A 16,512-nucleotide genomic window follows, 5' to 3' on the forward strand; every position below is an offset into this window, starting at 1 on the left:
GACAAGAGCCGTACCCACCATCCTGATGAAAGGTAATCCATGGCCACGCTGTTCCACCCCATCAAGGTCGGAGATCTCGACCTTGCCAATCGCATCGTGCTTGCGCCACTGACGCGCAACCGTTCGCCCAAGGCGGTGCCGCGGGACCTAGCGGTCACCTACTACACACAGCGCGCCGATGCAGGTCTGCTGATCACCGAGGCCACCGCGATCACGCATCAGGGGCAGGGCTACGCCGATGTGCCCGGCCTCTACGCGCCCGAGCAGCTTGCAGGCTGGCGCAAGGTAACCGACGCCGTCCATGTGGCAGGCGGAAAGATCGTGGTGCAGCTCTGGCATGTCGGCCGGATCTCCCACAACTCGCTGCAGCCCGGCGGCGGCAAGCCGGTCGCGCCGTCGGCGATCCCAGCCAAATCCAAGACCTATCTGATCGATCCGGAAGGCAGCGGCGTCTTTGCCGAAACATCCGAGCCGCGCGCGCTCGAACGGGACGAATTGCCGGGCATCGTCGAGGATTTCCGGCGCGCCGCGAAAGCGGCGGTTGAAGGCGCCGGCTTCGACGGTGTCGAGGTCCACGGCGCCAATGGCTATCTGCTCGACCAGTTCCTGCGCGCCGGCAGCAACCACCGCTCCGACGAATATGGCGGCTCCATCGAGAACCGCACGCGGCTGGCCCTGGAGGTGGTTGACGCGGTTGTCGCGGAGGTTGGTGCGGGCAGGACCGGTATCCGCCTTTCGCCGGTCACACCCGCCAATGATGCGTCGGATCCTGATCCGCAGCCATTGTTCGACCATGTCGTGCGCGAACTTGCCGCCCGTGGGCTTGCCTATATCCACGTCATAGAGGGCGCGACCGGCGGAGCGCGGGATTTTCAGCAGGGCGACCGGCCGTTCGACTACGCCTCCTTCAAGGCCGCCTACCGCAACGCCGGCGGCAAGGGCGCCTGGCTGGTCAACAATGGCTATGACGCGAAGCTTGCGGAGGCCGCAATCTCGGAAGGGCGAGCCGACCTGGTGGCCTTTGGCAAGCTCTTCCTTGCCAATCCTGATCTCGTCCGCAGACTGAGAGAAGGCGCAGATCTCAACGCGCCGGACAAATCCACCTTCTATGGTGGCGGCGCCAAAGGCTACACCGACTATCCCACGTTGGCCTGATCCCTCGACCTGCACGGAGATTGCAATGACGACCTGTGCATTCGTGGAATGGCCGGAAGGACTGGAGCCCCGCGGCCTCCTATGGGAGGCCTTGCGCCAACAGGTCGCGGCGGCACGTCCGGACATTCTCGTCACCAACGAGATGCCCTTTGGTCCCTGGCTGGCAAGCGAACGACCGTTCGACGCGGACGCTGCGGCTCGCGGCGTCACGCTCCACGAACACGGGCTCGAAGCATTGCGCGGGCTGGGCGTGCCGGCGGTGATTTCGTCCAGGCCGGTCTGGCAGAGCGAACGTCTGGCCAATGAAGCATTCGTGCTCGAAGCCGGGGATATCAGCGTGCTCCACCGCAAGCAGCTCTTTCCTGAGGAGCCTGGCTGGTACGAAGCGAGCTGGTTCCGGGGAGACAACAGCGGGTTTGCCGTGCACGACATCGCTGGCTTGAAAGTCGGCGTTCTGCTTTGTACCGAGCTGATGTTCAACGAGCATGCGCGCGGCTACGGACGCGCCGGCGGCGATTTGATCGTGGTTCCGAGGGCCACCTCGACAAGCCAGGAGAAATGGGCGGTCGCGGGCGCAATGGGCGCCATCGTGTCCGGCTGCTATGTGGTCAGTTCGAACCGGAGCGGAGCCTCGGCCAACAGCCCCCGGTTCGGCGGCCGTGGCCTTGCCTTCGCGCCCGACGGCACGCTTCTGGCAGACACGTCAAGCGATGGAACGCTGGCGGTTGTCGATCTGGACGCCGGGGTCTCGCAACGACAGAAATCCGAATATCCGTGCAATGTCGTTGAACGGGCATACAGGTAAAACGGCTGGCCGGGCATAAACACACGATTGCCAAACGGCCTTGATCAAGAACCGGATCGCTCACCGTCAAGCCAGACCGCGATCGGCATCAAATCCGGCGGCACCGCCCACTGAGCAATCAGATCCAATCCGGCGGCCCCGCAGAATAGACCATCGCCCTGATACCGATCACAAATCAAAATCTACTAACTTTATAGATTTAACAAATAATCGCTGCCGAACGCCCTTGGGCGATACGTGAATTTCCCAGGCCGCCGCCGAAACGAACGGCGTTTTCTTTGTTTCCATCGTCCGCGGTGCGACCCTTCGCTCACCAAACGAGAGGGTCGAAATGAGCAGTACTGCCGACAAGAGAACAATTCCGGTGCTGGATTTTTCTCGCTACGAAGCCGATCCGGCTTCCCGCAGGGAATTTCTCGAGGGGCTCAGGCGTGCGTCACGCGATGTCGGCTTCTTCTACCTGACTGGACATGGCATCGCGCAGTCTCTGATCGACGATGTGCTTGGCGCGTCGCGACGTTTCTTTGCCTTGGCCGACAAGGACAAGCTCCAGATCGAAATGGTCAACTCGCCGCATTTTCGCGGCTACAACCGGGTCGGCCAGGAACTGACGAAGGGCCAGAAGGACTGGCGCGAGCAGGTCGACATCGGCTCGGAAGCGCCGGCGCTGCCGCGCAATGCGAACCTGCCGGCGTGGACGCGTTTGCAGGGGCCGAACCAATGGCCGTCAGCCTTGCCGGAACTGAAGCCGCTTCTGCTGGAGTGGCAGGATCGCCTGACCGACCTTTCGACGCGCCTGCTGAAGGCCTTCGCAATTGTCCTGGAGCAGGACGAGAACGCTTTCGAAACCATCTATGCCGGCACGCCCAACCATCTCATCAAGATCATTCGCTATCCCGGCCGGGACTCGACCAAGAGCGAGCAGGGCGTCGGCGCACACAAGGACAGCGGCTTCCTGACGCTTCTGCTGCAGGAAAGGCAGAAGGGGCTGCAGGTCGAGGCCGCCGACGGCGACTGGATCGACGCCGAGCCGCGCGCCGGCACCTTTGTCGTCAATATCGGCGAACTGCTGGAAATGGCGACCGATGGCTATTTGAAGGCCACTATGCACCGGGTCGTGACACCGCCGGCCGGCACCGACCGGCTGTCGGTCGCCTTCTTCCTCGGCGCGCCTTTCGATGCCGAGATTCCGCTGCTTGACCTGGCGCCGCACCTGAAAGCGCAGGCGAATGGCGTCACCCGCGATCCCCAAAATCCGCTCTACCGCAACTCCGGGCAGAACGCGCTCAAGAGCCGCCTGCGCTCGCATCCCGATGTCGCGCGTCGCCATCACGTCGATCTGCTGGCCACCCAGGCCAGAACCGAAGCCGTACCCGTTGCCTGACCGCTGCAACCCTTCAGGAAGGAACAACCGATGACCCTCGAAAACCTGTCGCCCGAGACCCTGGCCCTGCACGGCGGCTCCTGGCGCGCCGATCCCAGCAACGGTGCGGTTGCCGTGCCGATCTACCAGACCACGTCCTACCAGTTCCAGGACACCGCCCATGCCGACCGGCTGTTCGCGTTGGATGAGATCGGCCATATCTACACGCGCGTGTCGAACCCGACGCAGGACGCGCTGGAGACCCGCATAGCGGCGCTGGAAGGGGGCGCGGCTGCCCTTCTTCTCTCCTCCGGCCAGGCGGCTTCAGCCTATTCGGTGCTGAACCTTGCCGGTGCCGGCGACAACATCGTCTCCGCCACCGATCTCTATGGAGGCACCTGGGCGTTGTTTGCCGCCACGCTCAAGCATCTGGGCGTGGAAGTGCGGTTCGTCGATCCGTCCGATCCCGAGAACTTTCGCCGCGCCACCGACGAGCGGACACGCGCATACTATGCGGAATCGCTGCCCAATCCGAAGCTGCAGGTGTTCCCGATCAAGGAAGTCGCCGACATCGGCCGTTCACTCGGCGTGCCGCTGATCATCGACAACACCGCGGCGCCGCTGATCATCAGGCCGTTCGACCACGGCGCCGCGGTGGTGGTCTATTCGGCGACGAAATACATCGGCGGCCACGGCACATCGATCGGCGGCATCGTCATCGATGGCGGCAATTTTCCATGGGAAGACCATGCCGGGCGTTTCCCGACACTGAACCAGCCCGATCCAAGCTATCACGGTAAGGTCTGGGTCGAGGCTGCCAAGCCGCTTGGTCCCGTGGCCTATGTACTGCGCATCCGGACCGTGCTTCTGCGCGATGTCGGCGCGGCGATCAGCCCGTTCAATGCCTTCCAGTTGCTGCAGGGCCTGGAGACGCTGCCATTGCGCATCCGCCAGCACAGCGAGAATGCGATCAAGGTGGCGGAGTATCTGCGCGATCATCCCAAGATCGGCAATGTCATCTTCCCGCGCTACCAGACCGGCGAGAGCAAGCGCCGGGCTGAAGCTTATTTCCGGTCGGGCAGCTATGGCGCGCTCGTCGGCTTCGAACTGAAGGATGGCCGCGAGGCGGGGCGTTCCTTCATCAACGGACTGAAACTGCTCTACCACGTCGCCAACATCGGCGACGCGCGCTCACTGGCCATCCATCCGTCAACCACGACGCATTCGCAGCTGTCGCCTGAAGAGCAGCTCGCGACCGGGGTCACGCCCGGTTACGTCAGGCTCTCCATCGGCATCGAGCATCCCGACGACATCATCCGCGATCTCGAACAGGCGCTCGATCAGGTCGCCGGCGACCGCGAGTTGAAGGCCGCGTAGGAATTTTGCCGGCAAACAGAATTGCTGGTTCACATCGTCCGATCACTGGAGGGGATTATGACTTCAAGCAACAAGACCAATGCACTATCGAAGATCTCGCGGCGCGGTGTGCTGCGCGCCGCCGGCGCACTCGGCGTGGGCGCCGCGGCGGCCGGCTTGCTCGCCAGGCCGACCAGCTACGCGATCGCCGGCAACGCCACCAAGGTGCGGCTGTCGTGGACCGAATTCGCGGCCTGCCATTCGCCGATCGCCTTCGCGCTTTCGAAGGGCATCTATGCCAAGCATGACCTCGATATCGATCTCTACTACCAGGGCGCCAGTGGCCAGACACTGATCCAGTCGATCGCCACCAACAAGACGGATGCCGGTGCGGGCCTCCTGTACGACTGGGTCAAGCCGCTCGAGCAGGGGCTGGACGTCAAGCTGTTCGTCGGCTCGCATGGCGGCTGCACGCGGCTCTTGGCATCCAAGGCCTCCGGCGTCACCACGCTCGAGGGCCTGAAGGGCAAGACCATCGTCTCCTACGATGTCGCCAGTCCGCCCAAGCACTCCTTCCAGGTCGCGCTGGCCAAGGCCGGCCTCGATCCCAACAACGACGTCAACTGGACCAACGTGCCTTTCGATCTCGTGGGCGAGACGGTTGGCAAGGGCCAGGCCGATGCGCTGGCGCATCTCGATCCATGGGCCTACGCGCACAAGAAGAAGTTCGACCTGGTGGAGGTCGCGAACACGCAAACCGGCTCCTTCGAGGGTGCGGTCTGTTGTGTGCTTGGAGTCAATTCCGCCTTCCTCGACGCCAACAAGGACGCCATCCGGCGGCTGGCCGAAGCCGATATCGAGATTCACGAATACGCATCGGCGCATCCCGATGAGGTTGCCAAGTGGTTCGTCGACAATCTCAATCCCGGCTTCCCCTTCGAGGATATTCGCGACCAGATTTCCTCATGGGTGCTGCACAACCATCCGGTCGGCAAGGACCTGCAGGATCAGGTCAAGCATGCCGCCGCCGATCTGTCGCTGATCAAGGTGCTCGATCCCACAACCGATCCAGCGGAGCTCGCAAGCCGCGTGACAGTCGACATTCTCGCCTGACGGGACCTGGGTCATGAGTGCAGCGGTCGACAAGGAGACAGCCGGCAAAAGTATTTCCACTGCTTTTGCCGGTCCCGTGTGGAAGCACGGGCTTTACGCGGCCGCCGCCTGGTTGCTCGCTGCCATCGTGACGGTGGCGTTTCCCGATGTCGTGCCGTGGGGCAGCCGCGATGTCTTTGTCGGATTGCTGGTCATCGGCGCGGTGGCACTCGCGGGCCTAGCCTTCAGCATCGAAAAACTTGGCGGCTTGGGTCGCGGTGTCATCCACTACGGTCCCTGGCTGATCGCGCTTGGTCTCTGGTTCGCCCTGTGGGAGTTGATCACGGCCAAACTCGGCTGGATGCCGAAACCGTTCTTCTCGCCACCGCACGGCCTGCTGCATGTCTACATCGTCGACTGGCAGCGCATCCTCATCTGCATCGCCTACACGGCGCGGCTTTGGACGATCGGCTTCTTCAGCGGCATCATCGTCGGCTTCATCGGCGGCGTGGCGCTCGGCTGGTCGAAGACCTTCGCTTATTGGGGCATGCCCATTCTGAAGCTGATCGGCCCGGTGCCGGCGAGCGCCTGGATTCCGGCGACGTTCTTCCTGTTCCCGACGACGTTCGAGGCGAGCCTGTTTCTGGTCGCGCTGGCGTCGGGCATCCCCGTTGCGATCCTCACCGCGTCGGGCGTCAACTCGGTCAACCGCTCCTTCTACGACGTGGCGCGCACGCTTGGCGCCAACAGCCGGTATCTGGTTCTGCGCGTGGCGATACCCGCCGCTTTGCCGCATGTCTTCGTCGGCCTGTTCATGGGGCTATACTATTCGTTCGCCGTCCTGGTGGTCGCCGAAATGCTCGGCGCCAAATACGGCCTTGGCTGGTACCTGCAGTTCCAGACCGCCTATTCGGCTTACGCCAATGTCTACGCCATGCTGATCATCATGGCTCTGCTCTGCTCGGGTCTGGTCAAGCTGCTGTTCGTCGTGCGCGACCGTTTGCTCGGCTGGCAGAAGGGGGTCGTGCAATGGTAGCCGCTGCCGCCGTTCGCGTCGCATCCGCAAACACCACCGGCCTTGCCATCGATTTCCAGGGCGTCTCGCATCAGTACGATCTCGACGGCCAACCCTTGGCGGTCTTGCGGCAGATCGATCTGACCGTGGCGCCAGGTGAGTTCGTGGCGCTGCTCGGGCCCTCCGGCTGCGGCAAGTCGACCTTGTTGCGGCTGGCCGCAGGGTTGGAACAGCCGACCAGCGGCGATGTGCTGGCGGACGGAGCAATCGTCGCCAAGCCGGATCCGTCGCGCGTGCTGGTGTTCCAGGATCCGACGCTTTTTCCTTGGCGTAGCGTTCGCGACAATGTCGCCATCGGGCCGGAGGCACGTGGCGTGCTGGCCAGCAGCCAGAAGCGGATCGACGATGCGCTTCGCCTGGTCAAGCTCGACGCGTTCGCCTCCGCCTTTCCGCACCAATTGTCCGGCGGCATGGCGCAGCGTGCGGCGCTTGCACGCGCGCTGGTCAACGACCCGCGCCTGCTGCTGCTCGACGAGCCGCTGGGACGGCTGGACTCGCTGACGCGGCTGACCATGCAGGAAGAACTCCTGTCGCTGTGGCGGCAGGCCGGATACACGGTCATTCTCGTCACGCACGATGTCGAGGAAGCCCTGCTCCTGTCCGAGCGTATCATCGTGCTCAGCGAGCGCCCGGCGCGCATCAAGGCGGAGGTTGTGGTCGACCTGCCGTGCCCACGACGGCGCGACGATCCGCGCATCGTCGCCCAGCGCCAGCACATCCTCGAAATTCTTGGGTTCGCAGCATGACCGCGCGCACCACAGTGCGAAAACTGCTTTCTCTGCGCTGGCTGGAAGCGATGGGGATTGCACTGACACTCGTCGCCCTCGTCTGGTGGGCGATCGTCTACGCACAGGTCATGTCGAATACCGGATTTCCAATCGAGCGCACTTTGCCTTGCCTGCTCAACACCTCCGACCGCTGCTCGCTCGCCATGTCGCTGTGCAAGAACTGGCATTTCCTCGGCATCAAGCGCTATTCGCCGGAACTGTTGTGGACGGGCGCAATTGTCTCCAGTCTTGCGTTTCTCCTGGGAAGCTTCATGCAAAATCCGAGGCAGAGAAAAGAAGGAACCTGACCATGCCCAGAATTGTGCCGGTGCTCGACCTCAGCCGTCTCGAACAAGGTGCCTCCGAGCATCGCACCTTTCTGCTGGACCTGCGCACGGCGGCCCGGGACGTCGGCTTCTTCTACCTCAGCGGCCACGGAATATCCGCCTCGGAGATCGCCGAAGTCCTCGATGCCTCGCGTCGCTTCTTCGCCTTGCCGGAGGCCGACAAGCTGGCGATCGAAATGGTCAGATCCCAGCAGTTTCGCGGCTACACCCGTGCCGGTGGCGAACTGACCAAGGGCGCGGCTGACTGGCGCGAGCAGCTCGACATCGGCGTCGAGCGCCAGCCCATACCGCAAGGGCCGGGCGTGGCGCCGTGGACACGGCTGCAAGGGCCGAACCAGTGGCCGGCGGCATTGCCGGACCTCAAGCCGGCGCTGCTCGCATGGCAGGCCAAGGCGACGGCGGTGGCGATCCGTCTGCTGAAAGCCTTCGCGCTGTCGCTCGACCAGCCCGAGGATGCATTCGACACGATCTACCGCGACTCGCCCAACCATCGCATGAAGATCGTGCGCTATCCCGGCCGTGACGCGACGGGCGGCGATCAGGGCGTCGGCGCGCACAAGGACGGTGGTTTCCTCACGCTCCTGCTGCAGGACGACAACAAGGGGCTGCAGGTCGAATATGACGGCAGCTGGGTGAGCGTCGACCCGATCCCCGGAACGTTGGTCGTCAACATCGGCGAACTGCTCGAACTGGCCTCGAACGGCTATCTGCGCGCCACCGTTCATCGCGTTGTGACGCCGCCCGCCGGCGTCGAGCGGATTTCCGTTCCCTTCTTCTTCAGCGCGCGGCTGGACGCGACCATCCCGCTACTGAACCTGCCTGAGGAATTGGCGGCCGAGGCACGCGGACCGGCAAGCGATCCGGACAATCCGTTGTTCCGCGACGTCGGGACCAACGTTCTCAAGAGCCGCCTGCGTTCACATCCCGACGTGGCGCGCCGCCACTATGCGGACCTGCTGGAGGCCGGAGCGGTGGGCTCCTGAGCGCATTGCGACAAAGCTGAGCATGAATTTCGCCATCTTGGCCGATCTTTGGAATGGAATTCGTCGCCAAAGCGCGCAAATGAGCTCACAAAGGTAAAATCGTTCGGTGGTCTCCTCCCATTCCACCGGACGGTGTTCCCCTCTGAAGGTTTGAACCTTCTTTTGGCCGGGCCGCATTCGAGCCCGGCCATTTTTTTACCCGTCGCCTTTCGCGCCGCGCCCGGGCCAACCAGTCCGTGAGACAGGGCGGTCCACATTCTCCAACGATGCTCGTTTTCGAGGCAATCCGCTTTCAGTCCTGGCTGAAAATTGGATTGCCGTTCCTTAGTCTACAAAAATTATAGAGTTAACTTCGAGGCAGTCGAACAAGGCGGGGGACCTGCTGCAACTCGGCTGACAACAACCAATCCCAGGAGTGACTGACATGACGACAACAACGCGGCCCGCGGCCCGCTGGAAGGCGGCGCTGGCGACAACGCTGGTGGTGGCGGCTGGATTGTTTACGACCGCGACCCAGGCCGGCCCGACGCTCGATAAGATCAAGCAGCGCGGCTCCATCAAGGTCGGCGTCGGCACGACCCCAGGCTTCTTCGCGCCGGACAGCAACGGTCGCTGGCAGGGTTTCTTCGTCGACTACGGTCGCGCGCTGTCGATCACCGTCTTCGGCGATCCGGACAAGGTCGAGTTCACCAATTCCTCGCCGCAGCAGCGCCTGCCCGCGCTCCAGGCCGGCGAATTCGACGTGCTGCTGTCGGGCGTGACGGTGACGATCACGCGCGCCTTCCAGCTCGGCTTCCATTTCGGCCCAACGGTTTTCTATGACGGGCAGGGCATCCTGGTGCGCAAGGATCTCGGCGTGACCAAGGCGGCCGACCTCGACGGCGCCACGATCGGCGTTCAAAGCGGCACCACCGGCGAATTGAACATCGCCGACTTCTTCCGCAAGACCGGCAAGAAATTCACCCCGGTCACGATCGAGGACACCGGCGAATTCACCAACGCGCTGGAAACGTCGCGCGTCGATGCTATCACGCAGGATTCGTCCGATCTCGTCGGCAAGCGCACCCAGCTGAAGAAGCCCGACGACTACATCATCCTGCCCGAGCGGCTGTCGAAGGAACCGCTCGCACCGGCGATCGCCGGCGGCGACGACCGCTGGCTGGAAATCGTCAACTGGACGGTCAACGCAACCATCCAGGCCGAGGAATGGGGCATCACCAGCAAGAATGTCGACGAGTTCCTCAAGTCGCCAGACCCGGCCATCCAGCGCTTTCTCGGCGTCGACCCTTCGCTTGGCCAAGCCATCGGCCTCGATCCGAAATTCGCCTACAACATCATCAAGACGGTGGGCAATTACGGTGAGATCTACGACCGCAACTTGAAGCCGCTCGGCTGGGAGCGCGGCTACAACAATTTGTGGACGAATGGCGGTCTGCTCTACTCGCCGCCGTTCCGCTGAGAACCGATGTCCTCGACGGTTGAAGCCATGCCGGGTCCAGGCGGACCCGGCATGTTCGGCAAAATCGCCCAGTGGTGGGGCGGTTGGGCGCTGACGCAGGTCGCCGTGATCGCGGCGGTCATCGCGCTGTTCTGGCTGCTCGGCCACAACACGGCCGAGACGATGGCGCGCATCGGCATCACGCCGGGCTTCGACTTCCTCGGCCGTCCCGCGAATTTCGAGATCGGCGAGGCGCCGATCGCCTTCAAGGCGGGGGATCCCTATGCGCTTGCCATTCTCGCAGGTCTGCTGAATACGCTGAAGGCGGCAGCACTTGGCTGCGTGCTGGCCACTATCCTCGGCGTCGCGCTTGGCGTTGCCAGCCTCTCCGGCAATCTGCTGCTGGCGGGGCTGGTGCGCTGGTATGTCGAGATCGTTCGTAACACGCCGCTTCTGCTGCAGCTGTTCTTCTGGATCTCGCTGGCGAAATCCTTTCCGTCGCCACGGCAGGCGCTCTCGGCCTTCGACAGTTTCTTCCTCACCAACCGGGGCGTGTTCGTTCCGGGACTCGGCTTCCACAATGTGTCGGCGCCGACACTCTGGCTGCTTGGCGGCCTCGCCATTGCCTATCTGGCTTTCCTTGTCTGGGCGCGGCGCCATGGCGGCTTGCCTGCCAGGCGGCTGGGCCTGGCAACCGTCGTCCTGCTTGGCGGCGCTGTGCTTGCCTTTCCGCTGACCGGTGCCGGCGCGACATGGGAGATACCGGTGCTGGCCGGCTTCAACATCCGTGGCGGCTACAATCTGACGCCGGAATTCGCCGCCCTCCTGACTGGACTGGTGGTCAAGTTCTCGGCGGCAATCGCCGAGATCGTGCGGGCCGGCATTCAGTCGGTCGATCGCGGTCAGTGGGAGGCATCGCGGGCGCTCGGCCTGCATAACGGCCAGATCATGCGCCTCGTCGTGTTGCCGCAGGCGTTGCGCGTCATCACGCCACTGACGACCTCCAGCTATCTGGACCTGACCAAGGATTCCAGCCTTGCCGTCGCCATTGGTTATCCCGACCTTGTCAGCATCATCAACACCACGGCCAACACGACCGGACAATCGCTGGAAGCGCTGACGCTGCTGATAGCCATCTATCTGGCGATCAACCTGTCGGTCTCGGCGGCCATGAACCTCTACAACCGGCGCGTTGCGCTCAGGGGAACTGCCCGGATATGACCATTGCCGAGGCTCTTGACGTGCGGACATGGCGATCGTCGGCAACGCTGCGGACGCTGAAGATCGGGCTTTTCAGCACGCCGCTCAATTCGGCCATCACCGTGGCCACGGTGGCACTGCTCGCCTGGATCATACCGCCGCTGCTGCGCTGGGGCATCCTCGACGCGACATGGACGGGAACGTCGGCCGATTGCGCCGCGGCCCCCGGCGCATGCTGGGCGTTCGTGGGTGCAAAATTCCGCTTCATCCTGTTCGCCTTCTACCCGCCGGCGCTGCAATGGCGTCCTTTGCTGGTCATGTTTATCTTGCTGGCACTGCTCGTCATCACCGCGCAGCCGCGATTCTGGCGCAAGAGATTGCTCCTCGCCTGGCTTGTCGTCATCGCCGCCAGCTGGATGCTGATGTCCGGAACACTGACGCCTCCGGCGGTGCCATCGAACCAGTGGGGCGGGCTGGCGGTGACGCTGTTCGTCTGGTCGGTCTGCTTCGGCCTGGCGACGCCGCTGGCGATCCTGCTGGCGCTTGCGCGGCGCTCCCGGATGGGCGGCCTGCGCACGCTGGCGATCGTTTTCATCGAGCTGATGCGCGGCACGCCGATGGTTGCCATCCTTTATGTGGCGATGCTGATCCTGCCGATGGCCATTCCCAACGGCCAACTGATCGACAAGAACGTCCGGGCGATGATTATGATCACGCTGTTCTGGTCGGCCTATGTCGCCGAAGTCGTTCGTGCCGGCCTGCAGGCAATTCCGCCCGGCCAGAGCGAAGCCGCGACAGCGCTTGGCCTCGGCTACTGGCGCACGATGCAGCTCGTCGTCCTGCCGCAGGCGCTGCGCCTCGTCATTCCCGGCATGGTCAATCTGGCGATCGGCTTTCTGCTGGCGACATCGCTGCTCGCCGTCATCGGCATTTTCGACCTGCTCAATGCGGCGCGGTCCTCGGCGACCGACCCGCAATGGCTCGGCTATTACGACGAGGCCTATATGTTCGCCGCCTTGATCTATTTCGTGCTGTGCTTCGGCGGATCGCGCTACAGCCTCTGGCTGGAGAAATATCTGCGCCGTTCGGAGCGCCGCTGAACCTCGACGCCTTGCAGGCCTATCGGCGCAGCCCTGTGCCATGAAGGGCCGACGATGCGGCAGTGAAATGCTTCGCAAGTCCCCGGTCGTGGAACAGGATACCTTCCTCGCACCGCGATGGAGGCCGATCCTTGCTCGGAACAGTTCAATTTCCAACATTCGAGATATCAACGCATGACACAGAAACAATTGCGGCTCGGCGCCTTCATGCGCCCGGTCAGCCTGCACACTGGCGCCTGGCGCTATCCCGGCGCCTACCCGGACGCCAATTTCAATTTCGCGCATCTGAAGCGCTTCGCCCAGACCCTGGAGGCAGCGAAGTTCGATGCCTTCTTCATGGCCGACCATCTGGCCGTTCTCAACATGCCGATCGAGGCGCTGCGGCGCAGTCATACTGTCACATCGTTCGAGCCGTTCACGCTGCTGTCGGCGCTCGCCGCCGTCACCGATCATATCGGGTTGGTCGCCACCGCATCGACGACGTTCGACGCGCCCTACCATATAGCGCGCCGCTTCGCCTCGCTCGACCATATCAGCGGCGGGCGCGCCGGCTGGAACATTGTCACCACGTCCAACCCCGATGCGGCGCTGAACTTCGGCCTCGACGAGCATGTCGAGCATGACGAGCGTTACCAGCGAGCGCGGGAATTCTACGATGTCGTGACTGGGCTGTGGGATAGCTTTGCCGACGATGCGTTCATCCGCGACGCCGAAAGCGGGCTCTATTTCGACCCGGATCGGCTGCATGTGCTCGATCACAAGGGCGAGCATCTCTCGGTGCGCGGGCCGCTCAACATCGCGCGGCCGGTGCAGGGCTGGCCGGTCATCGTCCAGGCTGGCGCGTCGGAGACGGGACGGCAACTGGCGGCCGAAACGGCGGAGGTGATCTTCGCCGCGCATGCCGATCTGGCGGCGGGGCAACGCTTCTTTACCGACGTCAAGGGCCGGGCCGAGAAGCTTGGCCGCGCGCGCGACGACATCAAGATCCTGCCCGGCGCCTTTGTCGTGGTCGGCGACAGCCTCGAGGAGGCACAGGCCAAACGGGCGAAGCTCGACAGCCTCGTCTACTATGAGAGCGGCATCGCCTCGCTGTCGATCGCGCTCGGACATGATGCATCCGGCTTCGATCCGGACGCGCCCTTGCCGGAAATCCCCGAAACCAATGCCAGCAAGAGCGGCCGCGAGCGCGTCATCGAACTGGCGCGCCAGGAGAACCTGACCGTCCGGCAGCTGGCGCAAAGGCTGGGCGGCTATTCAGGCCTTGCCTTCGTCGGCACGCCTGAGACCATCGCCGACGAGATGGAGGAATGGCTGGTCGCCGAGGGTTCCGACGGGTTCAACGTCATGTTTCCCTATCTGCCTGCCGGGCTCGACGACTTTGTCGAGAAGGTCGTGCCCGAGTTGCAGCGACGCGGCATATTCAGGCGGCAATATGAGGGAGCGACGCTGCGTGAAAATCTTGGCCTGAAGCGCCCACCCAACCGATTCTTCGAGTAGAATGTCCTTAGCAGCGAGGTATCCAATGTCGACCCAGACCAACACCCGCATCGTGCTTGCGGCGCGACCTCAGGGCCGGCCGAAGCCCGGCGATTTCCGCATCGAGGCCGTTGCAACCGCCGAGCCGGGGGAGGGCGAACTGCTGCTGCAGATCCTCTATCTGTCGCTTGATCCCTACATGCGCGGGCGCATGAACGCCGCCAAATCCTATGCCAAGCCGGTCGAGATTGACGGGGTGATGGAAGGGGGCACCGTCGCGCGCGTCATCAGATCCCGCCATGCCGACTTTTCGGAAGGCGATATCGTCCTGTCCCATTCGGGATGGCAGAGTTTTGCGCTGTCCGACGGCGTCGGCTTGCGCAAGCTCGATCCCTCGGCCGGCGCCCATCACGACGGCGCTTGGCGTGCTCGGCATGCCGGGCTTCACGGCCTATGCCGGCCTGCTCACCATAGGCCAGCCAAAGGCTGGCGAGAGGGTGGTCGTAGCGGCGGCCAGCGGCGCGGTCGGGTCGGCTGTCGGCCAGATCGCGCGCATCAAGGGGGCGCGCGCCGTTGGCATCGCCGGCGGCGCCGAAAAGTGTGCTTTCGTGCGGCAGGAGCTCGGCTTTGATGCGGTCGTCGATCACAAGGCCGATAATTTTGCCGAGCAGCTGAAGGCAGCCTGCCCGGACGGCATCGACATCTATTTCGAGAATGTCGGCGGTCCTGTCTGGGATGCCGTGTTTCCCTTGCTGAACGAGTTCGCGCGCGTCCCGGTCTGCGGGTTGATCGCGCAATACAATGTCATCGCCGATTCCGGCATCGACCGGCTGCCGCCATTGATGCAGCAGGTGCTCCACCGCAGCCTGACGATAAGAGGGTTCATCCAGCGCGAATTCGTCGATCAGCGCCCGGCCTTCTATCGCGAGATGGCCGAATGGATTGCGTCCGGACGCGTCCGATACCGGGAAGACATCGTGGATGGCCTGGAGAACGCGCCGCAGGCTTTCCTCGGGCTTCTCGAGGGCAGGAATTTCGGCAAGCTCATCGTGCGGGTCGCAGGGTAGCCGTCGCGGACGATGACACCGCGGGCCAGCCGGCGTCCAGCGCGGGCTCGTGGCGCGATCGCCATGGATCATTTCCAACCGCGCCCCGGCTGAAGAAAAATTATCCCTGATTGCCTCCGCCCGCGACCGTCAATTCCTTTCGTTCGGCGTCAGTAGCGGGATCGAGGAAGACGTAGAGCGCTTGAATGCGACCATCTTTGAAGTGCGCGATGTCCATGCCGGTAACGACCGGCGGTCCATTCGGCGGCCCCGCCTTCCAGAGCAGTCGGCCGACACCATGATGTCCGATGGCGGCCCCGATAGGCGTGAAGGCGAACGCGGGCGGCAACCTGGACAATAACTCGGTCACGGCATCGCCGATGGCGGCCTCCCCCTTGGAGACCCCCTCCGGCTCCGTGAGGACCGCGTCAGCGGTATAGAGCTCGCGGATCGCGTCCAGTCGGCGCCCCGGATCTCGTTCGCTGAACACCCGAACGGCATTGGCTTGCATCAGCCCGTCGTAGTCGATGGATTTCATGGTTTCCTCCCTATGGTCTTGCCAAGCCATCTTTAATCTCGCCGAGGCCAGGGCGCTCAAGCAAAGAGAAGCATTCGGAAACCGCCAGACGCAGGGCCCAGCTCGGGACTGCCGGAGACGGGTTCCGCGCCGCCACCGTGCTTTCAGAACATGCCGTTTGAATTGGCACTGGGAATGTTCGGGGCGACCCATGGGTCCGAATTCTTCGAATTCCCGACGAGCTGCAGCGTGTCCCAATGCTCGACGGCCCTTCCGTCAGCGGCCATCTTGTAGATGTCGACGCCAGCAACTCCTGGGTCATTGGGGTCATTGGGGTCATTGGGGTCATTGGAAGTGGCCCCTGGTCATGAAGAATTCACCAGCAACATCACCGGGGTGCATGATGGGTGGTGCCGAAGAAAAGATCGGCGCCGTCCTTTCTGTATTCGGAGACCTCGTAGACGAGAGGGTCGGCGTTCAGTCGGACCTGTTCGAGGAACGCCTGCTTGTCCTGGAAGATACCCGCGAGCTCGGAAAGCCGCTTGGTGTAACGCCCTGTTTCAGGTGTCACTCCGCCTGCTATCCCGTTTATCAGAACGCCTTCGGGAAGCACCATGGCTACGATCCAATCGTGTTGACGCGCTCAGGGCAGGAGGCGAGGAGAGACAGATGCGTCTCGGCCCGCCTTTGCCATCCCAGAAGGAATCCCAGACGCTGGCCCGGAAAACGTGTCGCTAGAGCTCTTTGTTTTGACGCAATTCCGGACGGAAAACCGTTTACACTTTTCCTGGA

General features: G+C 63.3%; 15 protein-coding genes and 1 pseudogene. 14 read left to right on the plus strand and 2 right to left on the minus strand.

Annotation, left to right across the window (positions count from 1 at the left end):
- Positions 1-39: 39 nt before the first annotated feature.
- From ABVQ20_RS31835 to curA, 14 genes and pseudogenes are all read left to right on the plus strand, one after another.
- On the plus strand, positions 40-1,155 hold the full coding sequence (locus tag ABVQ20_RS31835) for an alkene reductase (RefSeq protein WP_354463656.1): 1,116 nt from the start codon (positions 40-42) through the stop codon (positions 1,153-1,155).
- Positions 1,156-1,180: 25 nt separating this feature from the next.
- A complete protein-coding gene (locus ABVQ20_RS31840) occupies positions 1,181-1,960 on the plus strand; it encodes a carbon-nitrogen hydrolase family protein (protein WP_354463657.1) in 780 nt (259 codons plus the stop codon).
- Between the two features lie 331 nt (positions 1,961-2,291).
- Positions 2,292-3,344 carry an isopenicillin N synthase family dioxygenase gene (locus ABVQ20_RS31845; RefSeq protein ID WP_354463658.1) on the plus strand — a complete coding sequence of 351 codons (1,053 nt, stop codon included), beginning with the start codon at positions 2,292-2,294 and terminating at the stop codon, positions 3,342-3,344.
- A gap of 30 nt (positions 3,345-3,374) precedes the next feature.
- A complete protein-coding gene (locus ABVQ20_RS31850) occupies positions 3,375-4,700 on the plus strand; it encodes an O-acetylhomoserine aminocarboxypropyltransferase/cysteine synthase family protein (protein WP_354463659.1) in 1,326 nt (441 codons plus the stop codon).
- A 57-nt stretch (positions 4,701-4,757) separates the two neighbouring features.
- Entirely contained in the window at positions 4,758-5,792 is a 1,035-nt protein-coding gene (locus ABVQ20_RS31855) for an ABC transporter substrate-binding protein (RefSeq protein ID WP_354463660.1), read from the plus strand.
- A gap of 13 nt (positions 5,793-5,805) precedes the next feature.
- Entirely contained in the window at positions 5,806-6,807 is a 1,002-nt protein-coding gene (locus ABVQ20_RS31860; protein WP_354463661.1) for an ABC transporter permease, read from the plus strand.
- Positions 6,801-7,592, plus strand: coding sequence for an ABC transporter ATP-binding protein (locus ABVQ20_RS31865; protein WP_354463662.1), 792 nt, complete (start codon positions 6,801-6,803; stop codon positions 7,590-7,592). The genes ABVQ20_RS31860 and ABVQ20_RS31865 overlap by 7 nt, the downstream gene beginning before the upstream one ends.
- Positions 7,589-7,921: a hypothetical protein gene (locus ABVQ20_RS31870; protein WP_354463663.1), complete on the plus strand. Its 333-nt coding sequence runs from the start codon at positions 7,589-7,591 to the stop codon at positions 7,919-7,921. Before ABVQ20_RS31865 ends, ABVQ20_RS31870 begins: the two co-directional genes overlap by 4 nt.
- Positions 7,922-7,923: 2 nt before the next feature.
- On the plus strand, positions 7,924-8,943 hold the full coding sequence (locus ABVQ20_RS31875; protein ID WP_354463664.1) for an isopenicillin N synthase family dioxygenase: 1,020 nt from the start codon (positions 7,924-7,926) through the stop codon (positions 8,941-8,943).
- A 424-nt stretch (positions 8,944-9,367) separates the two neighbouring features.
- Positions 9,368-10,402, plus strand: a complete 1,035-nt coding sequence (locus ABVQ20_RS31880) for an amino acid ABC transporter substrate-binding protein (RefSeq protein ID WP_354463665.1) — start codon at positions 9,368-9,370, stop codon at positions 10,400-10,402.
- Between the two features lie 51 nt (positions 10,403-10,453).
- A complete protein-coding gene (locus ABVQ20_RS31885) occupies positions 10,454-11,602 on the plus strand; it encodes an amino acid ABC transporter permease (RefSeq protein ID WP_354463666.1) in 1,149 nt (382 codons plus the stop codon).
- On the plus strand, positions 11,599-12,681 hold the full coding sequence (locus ABVQ20_RS31890) for an amino acid ABC transporter permease (RefSeq protein WP_354463667.1): 1,083 nt from the start codon (positions 11,599-11,601) through the stop codon (positions 12,679-12,681). The genes ABVQ20_RS31885 and ABVQ20_RS31890 overlap by 4 nt, the downstream gene beginning before the upstream one ends.
- A 174-nt stretch (positions 12,682-12,855) precedes the next feature.
- Positions 12,856-14,178 carry an LLM class flavin-dependent oxidoreductase gene (locus ABVQ20_RS31895; protein WP_354463668.1) on the plus strand — a complete coding sequence of 441 codons (1,323 nt, stop codon included), beginning with the start codon at positions 12,856-12,858 and terminating at the stop codon, positions 14,176-14,178.
- A 25-nt stretch (positions 14,179-14,203) separates the two neighbouring features.
- A pseudogene (gene curA / locus ABVQ20_RS31900) lies at positions 14,204-15,224 on the plus strand (NADPH-dependent curcumin/dihydrocurcumin reductase).
- Positions 15,225-15,324: 100 nt separating this feature from the next.
- On the opposite strand, the gene ABVQ20_RS31905 reads toward curA, so the two are convergent.
- Positions 15,325-15,741, minus strand: a complete 417-nt coding sequence (locus tag ABVQ20_RS31905; RefSeq protein ID WP_354463669.1) for a nuclear transport factor 2 family protein — start codon at positions 15,739-15,741, stop codon at positions 15,325-15,327.
- Between the two features lie 367 nt (positions 15,742-16,108).
- Positions 16,109-16,336 carry a cupin domain-containing protein gene (locus ABVQ20_RS31910; protein ID WP_354463670.1) on the minus strand — a complete coding sequence of 76 codons (228 nt, stop codon included), beginning with the start codon at positions 16,334-16,336 and terminating at the stop codon, positions 16,109-16,111.
- Between the last annotated feature and the right edge of the window lie 176 nt (positions 16,337-16,512).

It is taken from the genome of Mesorhizobium shangrilense (assembly GCF_040537815.1).
In the GTDB taxonomy this organism is placed as follows: Bacteria; Pseudomonadota; Alphaproteobacteria; order Rhizobiales; family Rhizobiaceae; genus Mesorhizobium; species Mesorhizobium shangrilense.

Excerpts from the sequence above, each read along its gene's own strand:
- ABVQ20_RS31835 (WP_354463656.1), top strand. The coding sequence starts at position 40 with ATGGCCACGCTGTTCCACCCCATCAAGGTCGGAGATCTCGACCTTGCC.
- ABVQ20_RS31840 (WP_354463657.1), top strand. The coding sequence starts at position 1,181 with ATGACGACCTGTGCATTCGTGGAATGGCCGGAAGGACTGGAGCCCCGC.
- ABVQ20_RS31845 (WP_354463658.1), top strand. The coding sequence starts at position 2,292 with ATGAGCAGTACTGCCGACAAGAGAACAATTCCGGTGCTGGATTTTTCT.
- ABVQ20_RS31850 (WP_354463659.1), top strand. The coding sequence starts at position 3,375 with ATGACCCTCGAAAACCTGTCGCCCGAGACCCTGGCCCTGCACGGCGGC.
- ABVQ20_RS31855 (WP_354463660.1), top strand. The coding sequence starts at position 4,758 with ATGACTTCAAGCAACAAGACCAATGCACTATCGAAGATCTCGCGGCGC.
- ABVQ20_RS31860 (WP_354463661.1), top strand. The coding sequence starts at position 5,806 with ATGAGTGCAGCGGTCGACAAGGAGACAGCCGGCAAAAGTATTTCCACT.
- ABVQ20_RS31865 (WP_354463662.1), top strand. The coding sequence starts at position 6,801 with ATGGTAGCCGCTGCCGCCGTTCGCGTCGCATCCGCAAACACCACCGGC.
- ABVQ20_RS31870 (WP_354463663.1), top strand. The coding sequence starts at position 7,589 with ATGACCGCGCGCACCACAGTGCGAAAACTGCTTTCTCTGCGCTGGCTG.
- ABVQ20_RS31875 (WP_354463664.1), top strand. The coding sequence starts at position 7,924 with ATGCCCAGAATTGTGCCGGTGCTCGACCTCAGCCGTCTCGAACAAGGT.
- ABVQ20_RS31880 (WP_354463665.1), top strand. The coding sequence starts at position 9,368 with ATGACGACAACAACGCGGCCCGCGGCCCGCTGGAAGGCGGCGCTGGCG.
- ABVQ20_RS31885 (WP_354463666.1), top strand. The coding sequence starts at position 10,454 with ATGTTCGGCAAAATCGCCCAGTGGTGGGGCGGTTGGGCGCTGACGCAG.
- ABVQ20_RS31890 (WP_354463667.1), top strand. The coding sequence starts at position 11,599 with ATGACCATTGCCGAGGCTCTTGACGTGCGGACATGGCGATCGTCGGCA.
- ABVQ20_RS31895 (WP_354463668.1), top strand. The coding sequence starts at position 12,856 with ATGACACAGAAACAATTGCGGCTCGGCGCCTTCATGCGCCCGGTCAGC.
- ABVQ20_RS31905 (WP_354463669.1), bottom strand. The coding sequence starts at position 15,741 with ATGAAATCCATCGACTACGACGGGCTGATGCAAGCCAATGCCGTTCGG.
- ABVQ20_RS31910 (WP_354463670.1), bottom strand. The coding sequence starts at position 16,336 with ATGGTGCTTCCCGAAGGCGTTCTGATAAACGGGATAGCAGGCGGAGTG.